14 protein-coding genes and 6 pseudogenes are annotated in these 20,511 nt (G+C 43.0%); 14 read left to right on the top strand and 6 right to left on the bottom strand.

The genetic code is table 11. The annotated features are described in order from the left end of the window. Nucleotides 1-497 precede the first annotated feature (497 nt). Nucleotides 498-1,931, top strand: a pseudogene (gene murD / locus PKHYL_RS16020) (UDP-N-acetylmuramoyl-L-alanine--D-glutamate ligase). 289 nt (nt 1,932-2,220) lie between these two features. Further along, a pseudogene (locus tag PKHYL_RS18360) lies at nt 2,221-3,417 on the top strand (peptidoglycan glycosyltransferase FtsW). A 106-nt stretch (nt 3,418-3,523) separates the two neighbouring features. Here PKHYL_RS18360 and gluQRS read toward each other — a convergent pair. From gluQRS to PKHYL_RS18355, 6 genes and pseudogenes are all read right to left on the bottom strand, one after another. Further along, nucleotides 3,524-4,496, bottom strand: a pseudogene (gene gluQRS, locus PKHYL_RS16000) (tRNA glutamyl-Q(34) synthetase GluQRS). Nucleotides 4,497-4,745: 249 nt separating this feature from the next. Then, on the bottom strand, nt 4,746-5,183 hold the full coding sequence (dksA, locus tag PKHYL_RS15995; RefSeq protein ID WP_071002794.1) for an RNA polymerase-binding protein DksA: 438 nt from the start codon (nt 5,181-5,183) through the stop codon (nt 4,746-4,748). 473 nt (nt 5,184-5,656) lie between these two features. Then, nucleotides 5,657-6,499, bottom strand: a complete 843-nt coding sequence (locus PKHYL_RS15990) for a metallophosphoesterase (RefSeq protein WP_240365595.1) — start codon at nt 6,497-6,499, stop codon at nt 5,657-5,659. A 525-nt stretch (nt 6,500-7,024) separates the two neighbouring features. Then, a complete protein-coding gene (locus PKHYL_RS15985; protein WP_071002796.1) occupies nt 7,025-7,840 on the bottom strand; it encodes a metal ABC transporter permease in 816 nt (271 codons plus the stop codon). A gap of 125 nt (nt 7,841-7,965) precedes the next feature. Continuing rightward, nucleotides 7,966-8,720: pseudogene (locus PKHYL_RS15980) on the bottom strand (metal ABC transporter ATP-binding protein). Between the two features lie 137 nt (nt 8,721-8,857). Next, nucleotides 8,858-9,435 (bottom strand): annotated as a pseudogene (locus PKHYL_RS18355) (Fur family transcriptional regulator). 200 nt (nt 9,436-9,635) lie between these two features. On the opposite strand from PKHYL_RS18355, the gene PKHYL_RS15960 reads away from it, so the two are divergent. The 12 genes and pseudogenes from PKHYL_RS15960 to PKHYL_RS15905 all read left to right on the top strand — a co-directional run bounded on the left by PKHYL_RS15960 (nt 9,636) and on the right by PKHYL_RS15905 (nt 20,313). Beyond that, entirely contained in the window at nt 9,636-10,184 is a 549-nt protein-coding gene (locus tag PKHYL_RS15960; RefSeq protein ID WP_240365590.1) for a metal ABC transporter solute-binding protein, Zn/Mn family, read from the top strand. After that, nucleotides 10,169-10,516 carry a hypothetical protein gene (locus PKHYL_RS15955; protein ID WP_240365589.1) on the top strand — a complete coding sequence of 116 codons (348 nt, stop codon included), beginning with the start codon at nt 10,169-10,171 and terminating at the stop codon, nt 10,514-10,516. Before PKHYL_RS15960 ends, PKHYL_RS15955 begins: the two co-directional genes overlap by 16 nt. 286 nt (nt 10,517-10,802) lie before the next feature. Then, nucleotides 10,803-11,201: an ATP synthase subunit I gene (locus tag PKHYL_RS15950; protein ID WP_071002798.1), complete on the top strand. Its 399-nt coding sequence runs from the start codon at nt 10,803-10,805 to the stop codon at nt 11,199-11,201. A gap of 681 nt (nt 11,202-11,882) precedes the next feature. Then, nucleotides 11,883-12,748 (top strand): annotated as a pseudogene (gene atpB, locus PKHYL_RS15945) (F0F1 ATP synthase subunit A). A gap of 33 nt (nt 12,749-12,781) precedes the next feature. Continuing rightward, nucleotides 12,782-13,030 carry a F0F1 ATP synthase subunit C gene (gene atpE, locus PKHYL_RS15940; RefSeq protein ID WP_010197960.1) on the top strand — a complete coding sequence of 83 codons (249 nt, stop codon included), beginning with the start codon at nt 12,782-12,784 and terminating at the stop codon, nt 13,028-13,030. Between the two features lie 117 nt (nt 13,031-13,147). Continuing rightward, nucleotides 13,148-13,618 carry a F0F1 ATP synthase subunit B gene (locus PKHYL_RS15935; RefSeq protein WP_071002799.1) on the top strand — a complete coding sequence of 157 codons (471 nt, stop codon included), beginning with the start codon at nt 13,148-13,150 and terminating at the stop codon, nt 13,616-13,618. 13 nt (nt 13,619-13,631) lie between these two features. Then, a complete protein-coding gene (locus tag PKHYL_RS15930; RefSeq protein ID WP_071002800.1) occupies nt 13,632-14,255 on the top strand; it encodes a F0F1 ATP synthase subunit delta in 624 nt (207 codons plus the stop codon). 93 nt (nt 14,256-14,348) lie between these two features. Further along, the gene (gene atpA / locus PKHYL_RS15925; RefSeq protein ID WP_071002801.1) at nt 14,349-15,893 is read left to right on the top strand and encodes a F0F1 ATP synthase subunit alpha; all 1,545 of its coding nucleotides are present in this window, start codon (nt 14,349-14,351) and stop codon (nt 15,891-15,893) included. 209 nt (nt 15,894-16,102) lie between these two features. Then, entirely contained in the window at nt 16,103-16,984 is an 882-nt protein-coding gene (gene atpG, locus PKHYL_RS15920; RefSeq protein WP_071002802.1) for a F0F1 ATP synthase subunit gamma, read from the top strand. A gap of 38 nt (nt 16,985-17,022) precedes the next feature. Next, a complete protein-coding gene (gene atpD, locus PKHYL_RS15915) occupies nt 17,023-18,456 on the top strand; it encodes a F0F1 ATP synthase subunit beta (protein WP_058023507.1) in 1,434 nt (477 codons plus the stop codon). Between the two features lie 116 nt (nt 18,457-18,572). Next, on the top strand, nt 18,573-18,989 hold the full coding sequence (locus PKHYL_RS15910) for a F0F1 ATP synthase subunit epsilon (protein WP_071002804.1): 417 nt from the start codon (nt 18,573-18,575) through the stop codon (nt 18,987-18,989). A gap of 673 nt (nt 18,990-19,662) precedes the next feature. Then, nucleotides 19,663-20,313: a winged helix-turn-helix domain-containing protein gene (locus tag PKHYL_RS15905; RefSeq protein WP_240366555.1), complete on the top strand. Its 651-nt coding sequence runs from the start codon at nt 19,663-19,665 to the stop codon at nt 20,311-20,313. The last annotated feature ends 198 nt before the right edge of the window (nt 20,314-20,511 follow it).

Here is a 20,511-nt window from a genome sequence, read left to right as displayed (position 1 = left end):
ATCACAAATACGCTCATCAATATTCAAAAAGATGATAAGAGCAATAAAACTACCTAAAATATGGTTTGAACCAGATTGCTTAAAATAGGCTATAAAAAAGGCCTATCGTAAGACATAGAATCAGCAATCACTTGCTGCGGTAGAGGGTAATCAATAATCTGCCAGAAAAGAATGCGGGTCTGACATCCCATTGTGACACTTGAATCATTGCTAAAGAGACGTGACAATAGCGCGATTAATGTGACAACATGATAAACTAAAATGCTTGGGTGAACTGCTTTATCATATAGCAATGTCACGCATCAATTAAGTTAGCTATTATAGCATTAGCCACTGAATATAAAAATAGGCGAATAATAGCACAAACACATAAAAAATCAGTACCGAAATCTGAACGATACCGTTATGATGCTTGTCATCTCGACGGTGTCATTTGGAGTCGCTATCCGCATCAGTGTGCTTGATGACATCTCGCTCGTTCAATAGAAGGAATAGATATGACCGCTCATAACGCAACAGAAACCTTGATCCACAAGGGTAATGGTCTACAGGTCGTGGTTGGTTTGGGACAGTCTGGGTTATCGGTCGCGCATTATCTTGCCAAACAAGGCTATCAAGTGGCGGTAACAGATGCACAGGTCGCGCCTACACTGGCAGCACAACTGCCAGATGAGATTGAGGTTCGTCAGTTTGGTAACATTGATGCAGAATTATTGCAGCAAGCTGCCCGCATTATTATCAGTCCTGGTATCTCGCTTGACACACCTGCCATTGCAGCAGCTCGTCACGCAAATATTCCCGTCGTCAGCGACATTCAGCTTTTTGTGAGGCTTGTACGGTGCCGATCGTGGCGATCACAGGCTCCAATGCCAAAAGCACCGTGACCACCTTAGTGGGGCAAATGGCAGCAGACGCTGGTATCAATGTGGGTGTGGGCGGCAACATAGGGATACCGGCACTCACTTTGCTGGATAATACGAACATGGAGCTGGCGGTGCTAGAACTATCTAGCTTTCAACTAGAAACCGTCACAAACTTGGGGGCAAAGGTTGCTACTGTCCTCAATATGTCGCCAGATCATCTCGATCGCCATGGTGATATGCTGGGCTACCATCAGGCCAAACATCGTATTTTCCAAGGCGCTAAGTCCGTCGTCATCAACCGTGAGGATGCACTCACCCGTCCATTGGTTGCAGACAATCTGCCAAGGATCAGTACTGGCATCCATGCGCCTGACAAAGGACAGTACGGCCTGATAACAGATGGGGAAGGTCAAACATTTATTGCGCGTGGTACAGAAAGGTTACTGTCCGCAGACAAACTGTTGATGAAAGGACGTCATAATCTGCTAAACGCGCAAGCAGCTTTAGCGCTCGGTGAGCTTGCAGGTTTGCCCCTTGAGTATGCTCGAAACGTTACAGCAATTCACAGGTCTTGAGCATCGCTGCCAGTATGTAGGGAGCTTTGCTAATATCGACTATTTTGATGATTCTAAAGGCACCAATATTGGCTCGACCATGGCTGCTATCGAAGGGCTAGGCGCGGTCTATGCACCAAAAGATGGTAAGCTATTATTGATTTTAGGCGGGCAAGGTAAAGGCCAGCAGTTTGGCGAGTTGACGCCCTTTATCAATCAGTATGTCAGCCAAGTGCTGTTTATTGGTGAGGATGGCAAGCAGATTGAGCAGCATTTACGCGCCGCCAAGATCAGCGACGATGTCGCATTGCATCAATGCCAAACATTAGAAAACGCCTTTGTCACTATTCAGCAAGTCACTGCCAGCAGCCTATCGCAAGTGCAAGCGGTATTGTTGTCACCTGCCTGTGCCAGTTTTGATCAATACAGTGGTTATGCGGCTCGCGGTGAGCATTTCAGTCGATTGGTTGCTCAGTTAGACACGGCACAATCAGACAGCACGATTATCAGTTAAAAGTTTTAAATGGCTATGGGCTCGAACAGATTAGCTTAGATGGTGTAGTAGCACGTGAGTTACTTATTAACCAAAGCAGTATTTCTCGTATAAATGATTGTTTTGCTTATAAATTGCTGCTACTGTCGACCGTAATGACTCTGATTGCTAGATAAATGATTGCTCAAGCATTTTTTGATGATTGAGGGTTTTTATCATCGTCTATCTAGTAAGATTTACTTTATGATTTTTTTAAACGGTGGCGTTTCATAGACGCCGTGTTTTTTCGTTTGTTAGTGTATATAAAATTATGGCGCTCTCTTCTTTTTTTCGTTCTTCGCCCAAAACCAAGCAAGCCTCTGGCTCAGATGGTGTGCTTTCTATGCCATCAGCGCGCGCAATTTTACTATCGAGCGTAGGTTGCATGATGGTACTTAGTCTGCTGATGGTGGCTTCTGCTTCTATTCCTTTTGCGCTCAGTCGCGGTATGACGGAGCTGTATTTTTCAATAATCAGCTACTTTACATGACGATTGGGTTAATCGTCGCCATTATCCCTTATTATGGTGTGTCGTTACGGACGCTATATAAGACTGAAACGCAGTTTCTTTTGTTGGGTATTACTGGTATTTTGCTGGTGGCAACGCTGTTTAGTACACCCATTAACGGCTCTAAGCGCTGGCTCACGCTGGGAGGCTTTAACTTTCAGGTAGCCGAGTTGGCTAAGCTTGTCATGATTGTGTTTGTCTCTGATTTTGTGGTGCGCCGCTCTTTTGAGGTTCGTAATGGCCTAGACGGCTTTTTTACGCATTATGCTAGTGGTGGTACTGATAACGATACTGCTATTGTCGCAGCCAGATTTTGGTTCTTTTGTCGTTATTTTGGGGACGCTATTTGCGATTTTTTATATCGCTGGAGCACCTTATAAGCATTTCTTAGCATTGGGTGCGGCAGCCGTTGGTGGCGCAGTGTTGATGGTGACCACGGCAGAGTATCGATTGGTACGTGTGATGTCGTTCATGGATCCGTTTGATGATGTGCAGGATACCGATTATCAGCTGGCACGTAGTCTGATTGCTTTTGGCCGTGGACAGTTTACCGGGGTTGGTTATGGCGAAAGCGTGCAAAAACTGTCGCATTTGCCTGAGGCGCATACTGACTTTTTATTGGCGATTACGGGTGAAGAATTGGGTTTTGTTGGTGTCAGTATGGTATTGATACTTGAAGCATTGATTATCGGTAGTGCGATGCGTATCAGTTACAACGCGCTAAAACGTCGCCAAATGCGCATGAGCTATACCGCGTTCGGTATCGGTGTGGTGTTTATTGCGCAGACGATTATTAATGCGGCGATGAACATGGGTGCCATTCCTACCAAAGGTCTCACCATGCCATTCTTTAGTTATGGCGGTTCTTCAATGTTGATTAGCTTGATGATGGTGGCTTTATTATTAAAAATATATAAAGAAAGTCCTGAGATTGAAAAGAGCCAATGCCGCTACTACTAAAAAGTTTAAATTAGTCTATACATTCTATGATCAAGCACTAAAAAAGCGCCGCAAACAGTGGCGCTTTTTGCTATCTATTTTTTTGTGAGTTGCTTTTTAGTTATCTTCAATAAGGCGAATTCAACTGCTGCTTCCCTCGTAGCGGCGTATTGTCCCATTGAGCAATTGCTTGCTTGAGCATATTGGCTGGTGTGTCGATATCGACCTTTGGTTGCTGGAGTAGCTCTAATCCATGAGTAATGAGACGGCTTGGGTCTGAGGGTATCAATTGGCTGCGCAAGATTTTGCTTAGAGAGCTTTTGACCGTCAGCATTATTGATTAATGGTAAATGATACCAATGGTCGATGGTTGGCAGTTGTGCCGCCTGCATGATACTGATCTGTGCTGTGGTCATGGGTAAAATGTCCAAACCACGCATGATATGAGTTACCTGTTGTAGGCCGTCATCAATGCTGGCTGCCAGTATATAATTGATCATACCGTCTTGACGACGAGCCACCATATCTCCTAGTGTCTGCTGCGGATTGTCCCATTGCAGTCCTTGGATACCATCGTGAAAGCCAATTTTATAGTCTGGCAGCTGTATACGTAATTTATGCTGTTGCCTATCAAGGCCAGATGCAACACAGCGTCGTGGGTAACGCTGTCTGTTTGGCTGCGTTTGATTGCATGGTTGTGTTAAGTTAGCATTATTGTGATGTCTATTAATTTCCTCTTGCGCCCAATATTGCTCTAGGTATTTGCGTGAGCACTGGCAGCCGTAGGTCAATGGGCGTAACGATGAAGACAAGTATTCGTTATAAATATCAATACGTTCAGACTGATAAATGACATCACCGTCCCAGTGCAACCCAAGCACCTCTAAGTCCATCAAAATCTGTTCAGTAAACTGTCTATCACAGCGCTCGGTGTCGGTATCTTCGATACGCAGCAGCCACTGTCCACCGAGCGATTTGATATGGCAAAAGCTTGCAAGTGCCGTGGTCAAAGAACCAAGGTGCAACTCACCCGTTGGTGAAGGGGCAAAGCGGCCAATAGGCTGGGATGATTTGGTGTGAGATGGCGTATCAGTAGGAATAGTTTTCACAATAAATGGCTATCGATAAAAATAATACAGATAGAATAATAAAAATCAGGTCCAAAAGATATTTATTAAATGAGATTGTTTCGTGAGCAAAGGCAACATTTCACCAACGCTCCCTCTACTTAACACAGAGTAGGGGGAGCGTTTGCGTGAAGAGGCAGTCATCTAAACGGTCGTCTAAAATGCAAAAAGCGACCACTCATAGGGTCGCTTTGTTTTACAGTCATCTTAGTTCTATCTGATTTAAGCGCCTTGGTTTTGGCGTTCTTTAATCTCAGACAAGGTCTTGCAGTCGATACATTGGGTTGCGGTTGGACGTGCTTCTAGACGGCGCAAACCGATTTCTACGCCACAAGTTTCACAAAATCCATAGTCATCATTTTCGATTTCCAATATGGATTTGTCGATTTTGCGGATAAGTTTGCGTTCACGGTCACGTGTGCGTAAAGCAAGGGCAAACTCTTCTTCTTGAGTGGCACGATCATTGATATCAGGCATGGCGCTTGATTCGTCTTGGATGTAGCTTTTGGTACGATCCGCTTCGCCAATCAGTTGGTTTTTCCATTCCAACAAAATCGCCTTAAAATGCTCTAACTGTGCATCAGACATATACTCTTCGTCTGGGGCTGGCACATAAGGAGTAAACTTGACTTCACTTGGATTTGTGGTCACGGTGCTCATATAGGTATCCTACTTTTTCAAATTAATTCAATAAAACGACGTATCAAAAGACAAGACGTTATCAGTTTTACAAACGCTATAATTTGTCCTTTTATCAAACGTTTTACCACTTGGTAACACAAGTAACACAGCTGATCAAATAATATCGTTATGCTGGTCTATCGGTATCGACACACCATTGCTTAGGTATACTGCGATGCAAAATTTTCGTTCAATAGCATGGCTGCAATCATGTGGTAAATGACTGACTGTGAAAAACGATTTTAGCTACTATATTGCTGACTAATGTGAGATATCAGGTCATTTCGCTTCATTTTACAAGTTGTATCATTGTTTTTAATAATAATGAAGTTATTTTTTATCCCTGATCTCATTTTTGCTTAATCTACTCTCTAGTGCCACTTCAGTTAATAGGTGCTAAATCCTTGACGTGTAAGCGCTATAGCTATTTTATGCACCAATAAATATGGGCATTAAGTATCCAGTCTTTCAATCCAGCTTGCAACCTTTCCATTGTTGGCTAATTGCAACCAGCGGTAACCAGGCAAGCAAGCTTCATCGTAAGCAAAATCATGCGAATAAGGTTTAAATTGATAGCAGGTAGATGGTGTGCTATAAACAGTCACACCTTGACGATGACGAATCTGCTCTTGGTGAGTATGACCGCTAATGATTACCTGTAAATGCTCAAAAGGCGCCATATACTCCCAAAAAGTTTCAGCGTTTTGCGCCATATGGGTGTCAATCCAGTCAGAATCTACTGGGATGAGGTGATGGTGTGGGGCGATAAGCGCAGGCTTATCACATGCCTCAAGCCGTTTGCATAACCAATCAATATCTGTAGTGGTTATCTCACCTGCCACTTTCCCTGTGATAGACGAGTCTAATAACAGTAGCTGCCAGTGATCACTCTCAATGATGTGCCGACTGAGTAAGCGTGAGTCAGCAGGCTGGGCAATGAGTGTCCGCTGAAAAAACGGCAAGTCTTCACCATTCTCATCAGTCACATCGTGATTGCCAGCGATACATACAAAGGGAATTTGAGTTGCCTGTAGTACGGCAAAAATATGGTCATAGGTGGCGGGCTTTACTTTACTGACCAGATCGCCAGTCACGATAATCAAATCACAGCGAATATCTTCACTCAGTGCTTGCTGCAGTACAGCTTCAAAATTACGCTGACAATCACCCACTTCATTGACATGACTACTGTCAGTATCAGCAGCGACAGGCGTAGATAGATGCAAATCAGTGATTTGTAAAATATTTATCTGTTCATCGGACGTGCTGATTTTATTGACGGGATAGTTCGGCATTGGGTCGGTCCCTTATCGAATCAAAACAATGGTCATTGTGAGAACGAATATGGATAAATGATCTACTATTTTCAAAAATTATATTAGGGCGTGTTGAACATTCGACCATGGCACTGACAGCGACTATTTTTTAGGCGATTCGATGTTAAAAATAATAAGTTTAGTCATTCTAAGCGCTTATTTTTAACGATGAAGCGGCAAAAAGAGTCCTGTCCCCCGTTTATCGTTGGGACTGATGCTAAAATTGCCCCATACTGCGTTACAAATCTCGCTAAGGCATCTGCATTATCGTCGCTTTGTGCCTTGTCTGGAACAATTTTAGCGATCAGCAGTGCCTATTTGTGAATGTTCAACACGCCCTAATCTATTATTAACACTAATTAATGACGAGTCATATAGTGAATCGGTACAAATAATGGCAAAGCAAGTTTATAACATAAAGCCAATGAAAGCTCTAGTGATATCAATGAAATAAAGTTGACTAAAGCAGATGTATAATGCTGCTATAGCCTATATATCAGCACGCTAGCGCGCTGACCGAAATTTTATTTTGGCTAGCTTCGAAATCATTAGCGCGATAAAAAACAATATCGCTAATATCAATACGATAGAGAGTCCAGTCTGGATATCTAGCCAGATACTTCCCCACACGCCAAGCGTCACGCCGAGCTGCGCAATGATAAACGCTGTGATCACCATTTGTTTTGGTGATGAAGACCATAAGCGTGCCGTTAGTGCAGGTAATACCAATAAACCACTGATCAATAAGCTTCCAACAGCTTGTAGCGCAATCGCACAGAACCCTGCAAGAACACCCATAAAAAATAGTCGCTGGCGGGTCGGGTTAATGCCTTGAATGCGAGCTAATGCTTCATGAGTTGCAAGTTTTATTTGAGCGGGCCAAATATACAATAGTAGCCCCAACCCAGCCAGTACACTACCAGCGAGTAGTGGCAAATCCGCCCAGTCCAGTTCAAGTAAATTGCCAAATAAAAACCCCAAGACATTGGCTTGTTGATTGGTCAGCTGCGTTAAAGTCAATAGCCCCAAACACAACAGCGTGACGGCTACCACCGCAAGCACGGCATCAGCTGGCAGACGGTCATCATCCATCAGTACCAGACACAGCACCACCGCTGCACTAACCAATGCCACACCTATACCCATGGGCAACTGCCACCAAGCAGCAAGTGCGACTCCAAGCAAGGTACCATGTGCTAAAGCATCGGCAAAGAATGCCATGCGTCGCCACAAGACTAAGCATCCTAAAGGCGCTGATAGTAGGGCTAAAATACTGCCAGCGATCCAAGCAGGTGCAATAATGGCTAACCAAGCGGTCATAAGAAGTGTCCGTAAAATTTTTATAAGAAAAGTTAGTGCTGTCTATCGGTCTGGTAACGCTGGCTTTAACGAATTTGATGTTAGCTATTTTCGATTTAGTTCATCATTGTTTTTGGTCATTATCGTTATAGCTCGCTTGGTGCATGATGCTCGCAAGCATGTGGCTGATGCACATATGGCTGCTCATAATGATGACCAAATAGCTTTTGAAACTCAGAGCTCATAGCAAGCTCGCTTGGTTGTCCCTTCACAGCAAATGTGCTTGTTGGAGACAAATGACACGGCGACTGCCTTTCATTACCCAGTGCAGATCATGTGATACTACCAGCATCGCACAGCGCAAAAACTCCGGCAACTCATCGATAAATTGATATAACCAAACCTCGGTATCAGGATCGAGACCCTGCATCGGTTCATCTAGAATAAGTAAATTGGGCTTATCTAATAGCGCCCTTGCCAGTAGCACTCGCTGCGTCTCACCACCTGATAATTGCAGCATTTGTCGTGACAATAAATGCGTTAGTGATAAATTATCAAAGATAAACTGTCGCTGCTCAGCGGTAAGGCGTCTCTTATCTGCTTGTCCCAACAAATCGCAGACGCGCAGCGGCAATATGGGTGGCACAGCGAATCGCTGCGGTACATAGCCAAACTGTAGCTGTTGATGAGCTGTGATACTGCCTTTTGTGGATTCGATCAGACCCAAAATAAGCTTGACCAACGTTGACTTACCCGCACCATTAGGTCCGATAATACTGACGGTCTCATTGATTGCAATATCGATATCAATATGTGAGAGCAAACGTTGGTGGCCGATATGGTAGCTGACGTCGTTCAAGCTCAGCAGTTTGCCAGCTTCATTCGTGGTACTACTATTCACAATAGCAGTAGTCGACTGGTTAGAGGGGTGAGGTAGACAGGCTCATAGGATAACAACGAATAGGTAAATGGATAATACAAATAAACAATCAAGGACAGCGACGTACTTTTCAGGCAACCAAAGAGCCTCAATAAATCTTACTGGCAAACTTGGCAACGACCACTCAGCTCAATAACACTACGCTCAACCGTAAAACCGACATCTTGTTCAGCGAAACTCATCATTTCTTGTACTGGTAAGCTGCTACATTCTTGAACTCGCTGGCACTGATCGCAGATTAAAAAGGCAGCTGTGTGCTGTGCTCTGGGATGGCAGCAAGGAACATAAGCATTGATAGACGTTAATTGATGAATCAACCCCTTCACTTAGTAAAAACTCTAAGCTGCGGTAAACCGTCGGCGGCGCAACATTTTTGGCGCTCGCTTTTTGGTTGATGGTTTTTCTACAGATTGCTTTGATAAGCCAGATGCTTTTAGCGTATCACTATCATCCATCTCAAAGAGGCGCATTTGCTGCAATTGCGTGATTAAGTCATAAGCACCAACAGGTTGATCAGACTCTAAAACCAGCTGATATATTTGCTGGCGCAAGGGGTAAAACGTGCCCCACTTAGACGACAGTGCTCTTTTGCTGCTGCTAAGCGTTCAATAACGTCATGCGGAGTCAAATCTTGCACATCATGTAAATGTTCGCAATTCGATGAGGTAGTAGACATAGTACAGGCTCCCAAAATAGCATGGTAATCGCATGACGTTTTTTATGATAGCGTTTTCTATTGTTATAGTATAACATAATAAACGTGAAATCGAATCAGTTGTCTCCACATCGCTTATATATATTGATCATTTTTTATCCAATGATGCGGCACGACACTGTGACTCATAACTTTGTTACTCATTGATTAAAGAGCTTACCATGAACTCTGCTTTTACTTATTTACGACGCTCAATCATTACGTTACAGCGCTTACTGATTACAGGATTGGTAGTCTTAGGCTCTTTTACATTAAGCGCGCACGCAGCAACGGTCAGTGTCAGCAATCATCCCATGTTTTTACTCAGTCAAGCCGTAACGGAAGGCACACCTTCTGCTAACCAAATTTTACAAGCTGGCGATGTGGGGCATCATGGCAGTATTAGTCCAAGTGATAAGAAAGCCATTCAAGACAGTAAATTTGTGGTTTGGTTTGGTCCCTCATTAGAAAACAGCCTGACTGGCAGTTTAGAGATGGCACCTAATGCCATTGACTTATTTGCTTTTGATGCTTTTACTCGGCATCCTCTTCGTGATATTCAAGGAAAGCCTATTGCGGGCACGTTTGATCCACATATCTGGCTCGATCCTGAAAATGCAAAGGCCATTACTCGTGCCTTAGCTGTTATTCATAGCCATGCCAATCCAGAGTATAAAAGTACCTACCAAGCCAACGCCAAAAATTTGCACAGCGTATGGACAATGCTGTAGCGAAAATACAGCAATCCACACAAAAACAGCGTCCTTATTGGGCCTATCACGATGCCTATCAATATATTGAAAATGCCACAAAAATAAAGCTGGCAGGTAGCTTAAGCCCAGACCATCACCTTGCTCCAAAAGCAAGTCAATTGCGCTGGCTTAATGATAATCGTCCAACCAAACAAATGTGCTTAGTCAATCAGAGCACCGCTAGCAAAGGATTGCTTGTCAAATTGCAGCCTATCAATACCACTGTCCAAATCGAAGACATGAGCGATAGCGAAGACTTTGTAGAAGGATGGACAGAAATGGCTCAGCAAATCCACCAATGTATATCCTAGAATAGGAATCTATTCGTTAGGGTTGTTCTATAAGCTAAAGTTTTAAAAAGAGTGAGACAGCTGTTTTTCAAGTATCTGGTACGGCTACGTAACATAGCAATACTAGTGGGTTGCGTTAGGTGACTGATAAAAGTCATATTTTACTTGCTTAATAGTGGCTGTCTCCTTATAATAAGTGGCGTTTTATTTTGGTTTAAAGATAATGCCTGTAGAGTAAGTCATTTACGGATAAAAGTGATGTAAGTATGCTATATTATCCCAATGCTGAAAGGCTATAGGAATATCGATGACCAAGCCTGCCAAACGCACGCAAAAAGATAAAATAGGCATCTATATCAAACGGCAAGCATGGATATTGTTTATCCTTATCATTATTGCTTGGATTATAGATACGATTTGGTTACGTAGTGAGCTTACTGTAGCAAAAAGCGCCGCCATTGGTGCGCTGCTCAGTTTTACGACTCAAGTTGTTTTTGCTTTTTTTATCTTTTGGTACACTGGATATCGCGCGCGCCAACATATCGTTAGCCAGCTATATCGAGGTCAGATGGCTAAATGGCTATTGACTGTGTTTGGTTTCGCACTAATTTTTATTACCGTACAACCCCTATCGGCACCTGCGCTATTTATCGGTTTTATGGTAATGCAAATTAGTCACAGTTGGATGTTGTGGCATATACGCTAGCGCTAATAAATGATCACTACATAGATAATTTATTCATAGTAATGGCAAGTCACCCTGCCGTCCAACTTCTCTATGACTAGTTCAAAAAGTCAAAGTACAAAACTGTCCCATGACAGCACCATTGATTATAAAAATCGAAGTATGAGCCTTTATATGAGGCGTAGTATGCAACGACACAATGATAGGGTAGAGTCAATTTAGCTACTAATATCATTGATGATTAAATTTTTACAGTTTAGTTATGGACGACTAACTATATTAGTAGCCGTTATTGTCAGCTAACTTATTCATACATTGGATAATAAAATCATAATTGACTTTACACGAATACTACGCTGCATTAATATAGACAGCTAAATATTTTGTTTATAAGCGCTGCACTAAGCGCCGGTCGTAAAAAACGGCCAGTAGACAAGCACATATATAATAATTTTGCGTATACATGCAAGGGCTATTACTGAGTTATCATAAGCCCTTTTTGATAGCTAAAATTTATGTCAAGTTATCAAATATAGCATTAGTAATAGAACTATGGGTTGGATGTTGTTGGTTACATGGGTGCTTTTAGTATGATTTATTTGTTTGCTTAATTGCAGGGCAAATAGAAATAACAAACCCCATCAGATGACAACCATATTTTTGGTAGTTGATTAAATCGTTGATTAATAAGAAGCTTACATTATGGCATCCGAGCAAACATCATCAGAATATATCTCTCACCACTTAACGAATTGGACGTACGGTTATCTGCCGGGCGAAGGTTGGAAAGTCGCTCATACTGCTGAAGAAGCAGCGCAAATGGGCTTTAACGCTATCCATCTTGATTCTATGCTCTGGTCAGTGGGTCTGGGTATTTTATTTTGTACCATCTTTTGGATGGTTGCCAAAAAGGTTACTTCAGGCGTACCAAGTAAAACTCAAGCAGCGGTTGAGATGATCGTTGAGTTTGTTGATAACAACGTTCGTGATTCTTATAGTGGTACATCAAAATTGATCGCGCCATTGGCGTTGACTATTTTGTTTGGATCTTCTTGATGAACTTGATGGATTTGATCCCTGTTGATTTTATTCCAGGTTTAGCTGGCCAAGTTGGCGCTGCTATGGGTCATGATCCCCATCATGTTTTCTTTAAGATTGTTCCAACGACTGATCCTAACATCACGCTTGGCATGTCGTTCTCTGTCTTTGCACTGATTATCTTTTATAGCATTAAAGAAAAAGGGTTGGGCGGCTTTATCGGTGAGTTAACACTGCATCCATTTAGTGCCAAAAACCCAATCGTACAAGCGATTTTGATCCCGATCAACTTCATCCTAGAAGCAGTTACCTTAATAGCAAAACCTGTATCACTCGGTTTGCGTCTGTTTGGTAACATGTATGCTGGGGAATTGATTTTCATACTGATTGCTCTAATGCCGTTTTGGATTCAATGGGCGTTATCGGTACCGTGGGCTATCTTCCACATCTTAGTTATTACACTTCAAGCGTTCGTATTCATGATGCTGACGATAGTTTATATGTCGCTTGCATCATCAACTGAACATTAATTAGACATTCAATAGGTAAATGAGGATACATCAATGGATCCAGTATTAGGTGGTTACACAGTTATCGCAGTAGCACTACTTATCGGTCTTGGCGCACTTGGCACAGGTATTGGTTTTGCTATTCTAGGTGGTAAATTCTTAGAAGGCGTTGCTCGTCAACCAGAGCTTGGCTCACAGTTGCAAACTCGTATGTTCATCGTAGCAGGTCTTTTGGATGCTATTCCGATGATCGGTGTTGGTATTGCTATGCTATTGTTGTTCGCTAACCCTCTAGCAGGTTAATCCGAAAGCTCAGTTGTACATGTTTGGTGCTCAAGGGTTTTCCATTAAATATAGTCAAGATTTGACTACCAAACATGATCAATGAAACTGATTTTTCATTAACAAAGAGGTGATCACGTGAATATCAATTTTACCCTCGTCGGTCAAGCCATTGCTTTTGCAATATTTGTGGTTTTTTGCATGAAATTCGTGTGGCCACCACTTATCGGTGCCATCAATGAGCGTCAGCGCAAAATCTCTGAAGGTTTGAATGCCGCAGAAAAAGCAAAAGCAGATTTGGCAACCGCGGAGCAAAATGTCCAGCAGGAACTTGATCTTGCAAAGACCAAGGCTGCCGCTCTAATCGAGCAAGCAAACAAGAGTGCCAATCAGCTCATCGAAGATGCAAAATCGCAAGCCCAAGCGGAAAGCGAGCGCATTCGTCAACAAGCGCAAGCGTCTATCGACCAAGAAATCAATCAAGCGCGTGAATCATTACGTGCCCAAGTTGCTGAACTGGCTGTACTTGGTGCAGAGAAGATTTTGCAAGACAAAGTCGATGTGCAAAAACATGCCAGTATGTTAGACCAACTGGCGGCGAAGCTGTAATTGTGAGGATATAATGGCTGACTTATCAACCTTAGCACGACCGTACGCTAAAGCCGCGTTTGACTATGCCAATGAAAACGGCGCTGTACACGAGTGGGAAGATTTCTTACTTGTCGCTAGCACTGTTGTCAATGACAAGTCGTTCAGTACTTGGCTAGACAATCCAGCTGTTTCTGCTGAGCATAAGTCAGCTGCTTTGGTCGATCTTTATGACTCACAAGTAGCCGGTGATAGCGACTCTGCTTTTAAACAGCTACTAGGCGAGAGCAAAGGTTCTCGCTACGGTAACAGTATTAGCTACCCTAAAGTATCACCCCAGCTCAATAATTTTGTTAAGCAGTTGGCGCAACAAGAGCGTCTGGCGCTGCTTCCTGAAGTTTATGAGCATTATCGCCGTCACAAGGCAATAAGCTTAAAGCAGCTTGACGCATATGTGACTTCTGCCTACCCATTGACTGATGAACAGCGTCAAATGCTACAAACGCGTCTTGCTACATCACTAAATGCAAGCATAGTCATTCATGAATCAGTGGATCCAAGTTTATTGGCAGGCGCTACAATCAAAGTCGGTGATAAAGTCATTGATGATTCGATGCGCGGCAAGTTACAACAGTTAAAAACACAGCTAACTGCCTAATGCCATTTATCGACGCAGTCATATAATGTCTGCGTGACAGTAAGAGCATTTGAGTCAGTGGGCGGGTTATCATAAATTAAAGGAAACAAGGCAATGCAACAATTGAATCCAGCGGAAATCAGTAACCTGATTAAGCAGCGTATTCAAGACCTTGATGCGGGTGCAACTGCAAAGAATGAAGGCACGATTGTCAAAGTATCTGACGGTATCGTGCAGATTCATGGTCTTGAAGATGCCATGTACGGCGAAATGATTGAGTTTGAAGGTGAAGTCTACGGAATGGCGCTTAACTTAGAGCGTGATTCTGTTGGTGCAGTAGTACTAGGTGACTTCCTAAAATTACAAGAAGGTCAAAAAGCCTATTGTACTGGTCGCATTCTTGAAGTACCCGTAGGTCCTGAGCTGCTAGGCCGTGTTGTTGACGCTTTGGGTAATCCTATTGATGGCAAAGGTCCTATCGATGCCAAGATGACTGACAAAGTTGAAAAGATCGCCCCTGGTGTTATCGATCGTCAGTCAGTAGATCAGCCAGTGATGACTGGTTATAAAGCCGTTGATACTATGATCCCAATCGGTCGTGGTCAGCGTGAGCTTATCATTGGTGACCGTCAGACTGGTAAAACAGCAATGGCTATCGATGCGATCATCGCACAGAAAGCTTCAGGCATTAAGTGTATATACGTGGCTATCGGTCAGAAACGTTCGACCATCGCTAACGTGGTACGTAAGCTTGAGCAAACTGGCGCACTAGAATACACCACTGTTGTGGTAGCTTCAGCGTCGGAGCCTGCAGCACTACAGTATATCGCGCCTTACTCAGGTTGTACGATGGGCGAATACTTCCGTGATCGCGGTGAAGATGCACTGATTGTATTTGATGATTTATCAAAGCAAGCCGTTGCTTATCGCCAGATTTCACTATTGCTACGTCGTCCGCCAGGTCGTGAAGCCTATCCTGGTGATGTATTCTATTTACACTCACGTTTACTTGAGCGTGCATCACGCGTAAACGCGGATTACGTAGAAAAGTTCACTAACGGTGAAGTGAAAGGTAAAACTGGTTCTTTAACCGCACTACCAATCATCGAAACACAAGCTGGTGACGTATCTGCATTCGTACCAACCAACGTCATTTCGATCACTGATGGTCAGATCTTCCTAGAGTCTAGCTTATTCGCCTCAGGTATCCGTCCAGCAGTCAACGCTGGTATCTCGGTATCGCGTGTTGGTGGTTCTGCTCAGACTAAGATCATCAAAAAGCTCTCTGGTGGTATTCGTACCGCACTGGCTCAGTATCGTGAACTAGCAGCATTTGCTCAGTTTGCCTCAGATCTTGATGACGCCACTCGCGAACAGCTTGATCATGGTGAGCGTGTTACTGAATTGATGAAGCAAAAGCAGTATCAGCCAATGTCAATCTCTGAGCAAGCAGCGGTTATCTATGCATCAAACGAAGGCTTTTTAGCTGACGTACCAGTCGAGAAGATTGGTTCTTTTGAGGAAGCCTACTTGCGTTATATGCATGATGAACAAAGTGAATTGATGCGTGAGATTGATGACACTGCGAACTACAATGATGATATCGCAGGTCGTTTAAAGTCAGCGTTAGAGACCTTTAAACAAAATCACAGTTATTAATTTAATGGGTTAAGCCGAAGTGGTTATGACTGTCGTTTGAAAAGTGGCGCGTTGTCTGACTAGATATTGGCGCCACTGTCTTAACCATGACCGGTATTAGATCGCGTAATGCCACAAGATATAAAATGTTATTCTATAAAAGTGATGTTGTATATCAAATGATTGTTGCATGCGCCAATGCTTTTTAACCCTCTTATATTGGAATCATTATGGCAAGCTTAAAAGAGATACGTGCCAAAGTCACCAGTATTAAAAGCACCCAGAAAATCACTCGTGCGATGCAAATGGTAGCAGCGAGTAAGATGCGCCGTGCTCAAGAGCGCATGGAAGTGGGTCGCCCGTATGCTGATAGTATGCGCCGGGTTATTTCACATTTGGTGCATGCCTCATCAGACTACAAACATCCGTATATGGTATCGCGTCCAGTCAATAAGGTTGGCTATATTGTCATCACCTCTGACCGTGGCCTAGCGGGTGGTTTGAATATTAACTTATTCAAAGCTTTAACTAAAAGTATCCAAGATTATCAAGATCAGTCAGTACAAGCTGAGTTTGCAGTCATCGGTGCCAAAGGTGTCAGCTTCTTCAAAAACTTTGGTGGTAATGTTACATCGGCTGTGACCGATTATGGTGACAAACCAACGTTTGAGCAATTAAATGCACCGGTTCAAGCCATGCTTGAGGACTACAGTAACGGTAAACTTGACCGTATCTATGTGGTCTACAACCGATTCGTCAATGCGATGACTCAGAAGCCAACGGTTAATCAGTTGGTACCTCTACCAGAGCAGTCATTTGATGATGAAGACAGTGGTCTACAGACAGAACTTAGCTGGGATTATATCTACGAGCCTGACATCAAGACGTTGATTGATGAATTGCTTGGTCGCTATATCGAGTCGATTGTTTATCAAGCGGTAATGGAAAACATTGCCTCTGAGCAGTCTTCACGTATGGTCGCGATGAAAGCGGCAACAGATAATGCTGGTGACCTTATTAACGATTTACAGTTGGTTTATAACAAGCTGCGTCAAGCGGCGATTACCCGAGAAATCTCGGAAATCGTTGGCGGTGCTGCTGCTGTTTCATAATTGACTACACCTATATATAGAAGTTCAAGGAGAACGCAATGAGTAGCGGTCGTATTGTACAGATTATTGGCGCGGTTCTTGACGTTGAGTTCAACCGTAATGAAGTTCCTCAAATTTTTGATGCCTTGCAAGTAGATGGTACCGAAACCACCCTAGAAGTACAGCAACAGCTAGGTGATGGTATCGTACGTACTATTGCAATGGGTTCAACCGAAGGTTTAAAGCGTAACCTACCTGTTACTAATACTGGTGCACCGATTTCTGTGCCTGTAGGTACTGGTACGCTAGGTCGCATCATGGATGTTCTTGGTCGTCCTATCGATGAAGAAGGTCCTGTTACTGCTGACGATAAATGGTCTATCCACCGTGAAGCACCAAGTTATGCTGAGCAATCAAACAGCACTGAGCTACTAGAGACGGGTATTAAAGTTATTGATCTACTTTGCCCGTTTGCTAAAGGTGGTAAAGTTGGTCTGTTCGGTGGTGCTGGTGTTGGTAAGACCGTTAACATGATGGAGCTGATCAACAACATCGCTCTAAAACATGAAGGTTTATCAGTATTTGCTGGTGTTGGTGAGCGTACTCGTGAGGGTAACGATTTCTATCACGAAATGCAGGAAGCTGGCGTTGTAAACACTGAAGACTTTAGTAAGTCTAAAGTAGCAATGGTATATGGCCAGATGAATGAGCCACCAGGTAACCGTTTACGCGTTGCACTGTCTGGTTTGACCATGGCTGAGTACTTCCGTGATACCAAAGATCCTGTTACTGGCAAAGGTCGTGACGTACTGTTGTTTGTTGATAACATCTACCGCTATACACTAGCGGGTACAGAAGTATCGGCACTACTTGGCCGTATGCCATCAGCGGTTGGTTATCAGCCAACACTCGCTGAAGAGATGGGCTTACTGCAAGAACGTATTACGTCAACGCAGTCAGGTTCGATTACTTCAGTTCAGGCGGTATACGTACCTGCGGATGATTTGACCGATCCATCACCTGCTACAACGTTTGCTCACTTGGATGCAACAGTCGTACTAAGCCGTGATATCGCATCACAGGGTATCTATCCTGCGGTTGATCCACTAGATTCGACGTCGCGTCAGCTAGATCCACAAGTTATCGGTGAAGAGCATTACAACGTTGCTCGTGGTGTTCAGGAAGTATTGCAGCGTTATAAAGAGCTTAAAGACATCATTGCTATCTTGGGTATGGATGAGCTATCAGAAGAAGATAAATTGGTTGTTTATCGCGCTCGTAAGATTCAGCGCTTCTTGTCTCAGCCATTCCACGTCGCTGAAGTCTTTACGGGTGCACCTGGTAAATACGTACCACTACGCGATACCATTGCTAGCTTTAAAGCAATCATCGCAGGTGAGTATGATGACCTGCCAGAACAAGCATTCTATATGGCTGGTAGCATCGATGAAGTTGTTGCTAAAGCTGAAAAAATGAAGTCTTCTGCAGCGTAAGTTGTATGAGCATGAGTTAATGAGTAGGTATAATATAAATTTTATATCTACTCTTTAGTAACGCATCGCAGTGTTTACTGTTTTTTGATTGCGCTTTGATGGTAAGGGAGTTAAGTATGGCAACGTTACAATGTCGCGTCGTAAGTGCTCGTGAAGAGTTGTATTCAGGCGAAATTAGCATGTTAATAGCTACTGGTACCGAAGGCGAGATTGGTGTATTGCCAGGTCACACACCGCTGATTACTTTGCTAAAACCGGGTGCAATGCGAGTGCAAAAAGCAAACGGCGAAGAAGAAATCATTTATGTTTCAGGTGGTGTACTAGAAGTACAACCAAAAATGGTAACTGTATTGGCTGATACCGCTATGCGTGCGCACAATCTTGACGAAAGCAAAATCGTTGAAGCACGCAAAAAAGCAGAGCAAATGCTGGTCAATCAGTCTGATACACTACAAACCAATGCAGCTTTAGCGTCGCTTGCAGAGTCGGTTGGACAATTACAAACTATTCGCAAGTACAAAAACCGCGCGTAAAGCAGAGTCTTGGTTAGATATTTTTAGCTTGGATCCTCAAGCAACAATAAGACAGTCCTTTATGGACTGTTTTTTTGTGCCTATGGGTTTTTTATTGTCAGTTTTTTCAAGCTAAATTCACTAAATTCAAATAGATGAATCCATCATTCATGTCTTCTTTAAAATATAGCCACTCATCCATTGTCACATAAAATAATATGAGAATTTGTCCAAAAGTGACTGGCGACAATCGTAATATGTCGTTATATTAGACAATGAAACATTGTAAATAGGGAGTGATGATTGAGCGCATGTAAGCGTAATGTATCACTCATTTTGACAATTTATATGTATTTAGGCAGTGATTGGCAAATCAGAATAAAACGATTAGCCAGTAGAGGATAAATCACTTTATTCTTGGACGTAAACTAAAGTTTTATTCGGTATAGTTTATAGGTTTTGTTAACGACTATCAGCTATAGTATAGCAAGCGATAGGTTTAATAGTATACTGTGCTGCTAAGTTTGTAACAGCTATACGAACATCGATTGTGCCACTTTATGGTGCTATTAATTTTTACCGCTCTTACTTTTACTGCTTTTAATTTAGATGTATTAGAGGATATAACAATGACAACGACTGAAGAAGACAACACCCCCGAATCTTGATTGTTGAAGATGATGAGCGTCTGGCCATGTTGACTCAAGATTACTTGGTCAAAAATGGTTTAGAAGTAGCAATTGAAACTGATGGTAACCGCGCTATTCGCCGTATCGTCAATGAGCAACCAGACATGGTCGTACTTGATGTTATGCTTCCTGGTAGCGATGGTCTGACCGTATGCCGTGAAGTGCGTCCGCATTATCAAAATCCAATTCTGATGTTGACTGCCCGTACTGAAGACATGGATCAAGTACTCGGCCTTGAGATGGGTGCTGATGATTATGTTGCCAAACCCGCCCAGCCGCGCGTACTATTAGCTCGTATTCGTGCGTTATTGCGCCGCTCAGAAAATGCACCATCAGAAGATGTGCCACAGCGTCTAGAGTTTGGTGAGTTGGTCATCGATAACGGTGGTCGTTCAGTCACGCTTAGTGATGAGCTGGTAGATTTTACTAGCGCCGAATATGATTTATTATGGTTACTTGCATCGAATGCTGGTCGCATTTTATCGCGTGAAGATATCTTTGAGCGCCTGCGCGGTATTGAATATGATGGTCAAGATCGCTCTATTGACGTACGTATCTCGCGTATCCGTCCAAAAATCGGTGATGATCCAGAGAACCCAAAACGTATCAAAACAGTACGTAGTAAAGGCTACCTGTTCGTGAAAGAAGGTAACTAGGTCGAACTGATTCATATAGTCATGAAATATTGAGAATCACTTCACAAAAAAACCAGCCATTATGCTGGTTTTTTTGTGGCTAAATTTTAATTTTTAAACTTAAATGCGGTGTTATGTGGTTTAATTAAGCAATTATTATAGACGCTGATTAAATACATAAACTATTTGCACGTTTTTTATGGAACATAATGGTATATG

This window comes from Psychrobacter sp. KH172YL61, from assembly GCF_007182895.1.
GTDB classification, from domain to species: Bacteria; Pseudomonadota; Gammaproteobacteria; order Pseudomonadales; family Moraxellaceae; genus Psychrobacter; species Psychrobacter pacificensis.
Note: the sequence above shows the minus strand (reverse complement) of the source record. Positions and strands in the feature narration are given on the sequence as shown.

Bases quoted from the DNA above. Each gene is read 5' to 3' on its own strand.
- dksA (WP_071002794.1), bottom strand. From the start codon at position 5,183: ATGAGCACCGTGACCACAAATCCAAGTGAAGTCAAGTTTACTCCTTAT.
- PKHYL_RS15990 (WP_240365595.1), bottom strand. From the start codon at position 6,499: ATGCCGAACTATCCCGTCAATAAAATCAGCACGTCCGATGAACAGATA.
- PKHYL_RS15985 (WP_071002796.1), bottom strand. From the start codon at position 7,840: ATGACCGCTTGGTTAGCCATTATTGCACCTGCTTGGATCGCTGGCAGT.
- PKHYL_RS15960 (WP_240365590.1), top strand. From the start codon at position 9,636: ATGAACTCTGCTTTTACTTATTTACGACGCTCAATCATTACGTTACAG.
- PKHYL_RS15955 (WP_240365589.1), top strand. From the start codon at position 10,169: ATGGACAATGCTGTAGCGAAAATACAGCAATCCACACAAAAACAGCGT.
- PKHYL_RS15950 (WP_071002798.1), top strand. From the start codon at position 10,803: ATGACCAAGCCTGCCAAACGCACGCAAAAAGATAAAATAGGCATCTAT.
- atpE (WP_010197960.1), top strand. From the start codon at position 12,782: ATGGATCCAGTATTAGGTGGTTACACAGTTATCGCAGTAGCACTACTT.
- PKHYL_RS15930 (WP_071002800.1), top strand. From the start codon at position 13,632: ATGGCTGACTTATCAACCTTAGCACGACCGTACGCTAAAGCCGCGTTT.
- atpA (WP_071002801.1), top strand. From the start codon at position 14,349: ATGCAACAATTGAATCCAGCGGAAATCAGTAACCTGATTAAGCAGCGT.
- atpG (WP_071002802.1), top strand. From the start codon at position 16,103: ATGGCAAGCTTAAAAGAGATACGTGCCAAAGTCACCAGTATTAAAAGC.
- atpD (WP_058023507.1), top strand. From the start codon at position 17,023: ATGAGTAGCGGTCGTATTGTACAGATTATTGGCGCGGTTCTTGACGTT.
- PKHYL_RS15910 (WP_071002804.1), top strand. From the start codon at position 18,573: ATGGCAACGTTACAATGTCGCGTCGTAAGTGCTCGTGAAGAGTTGTAT.
- PKHYL_RS15905 (WP_240366555.1), top strand. From the start codon at position 19,663: ATGTTGACTCAAGATTACTTGGTCAAAAATGGTTTAGAAGTAGCAATT.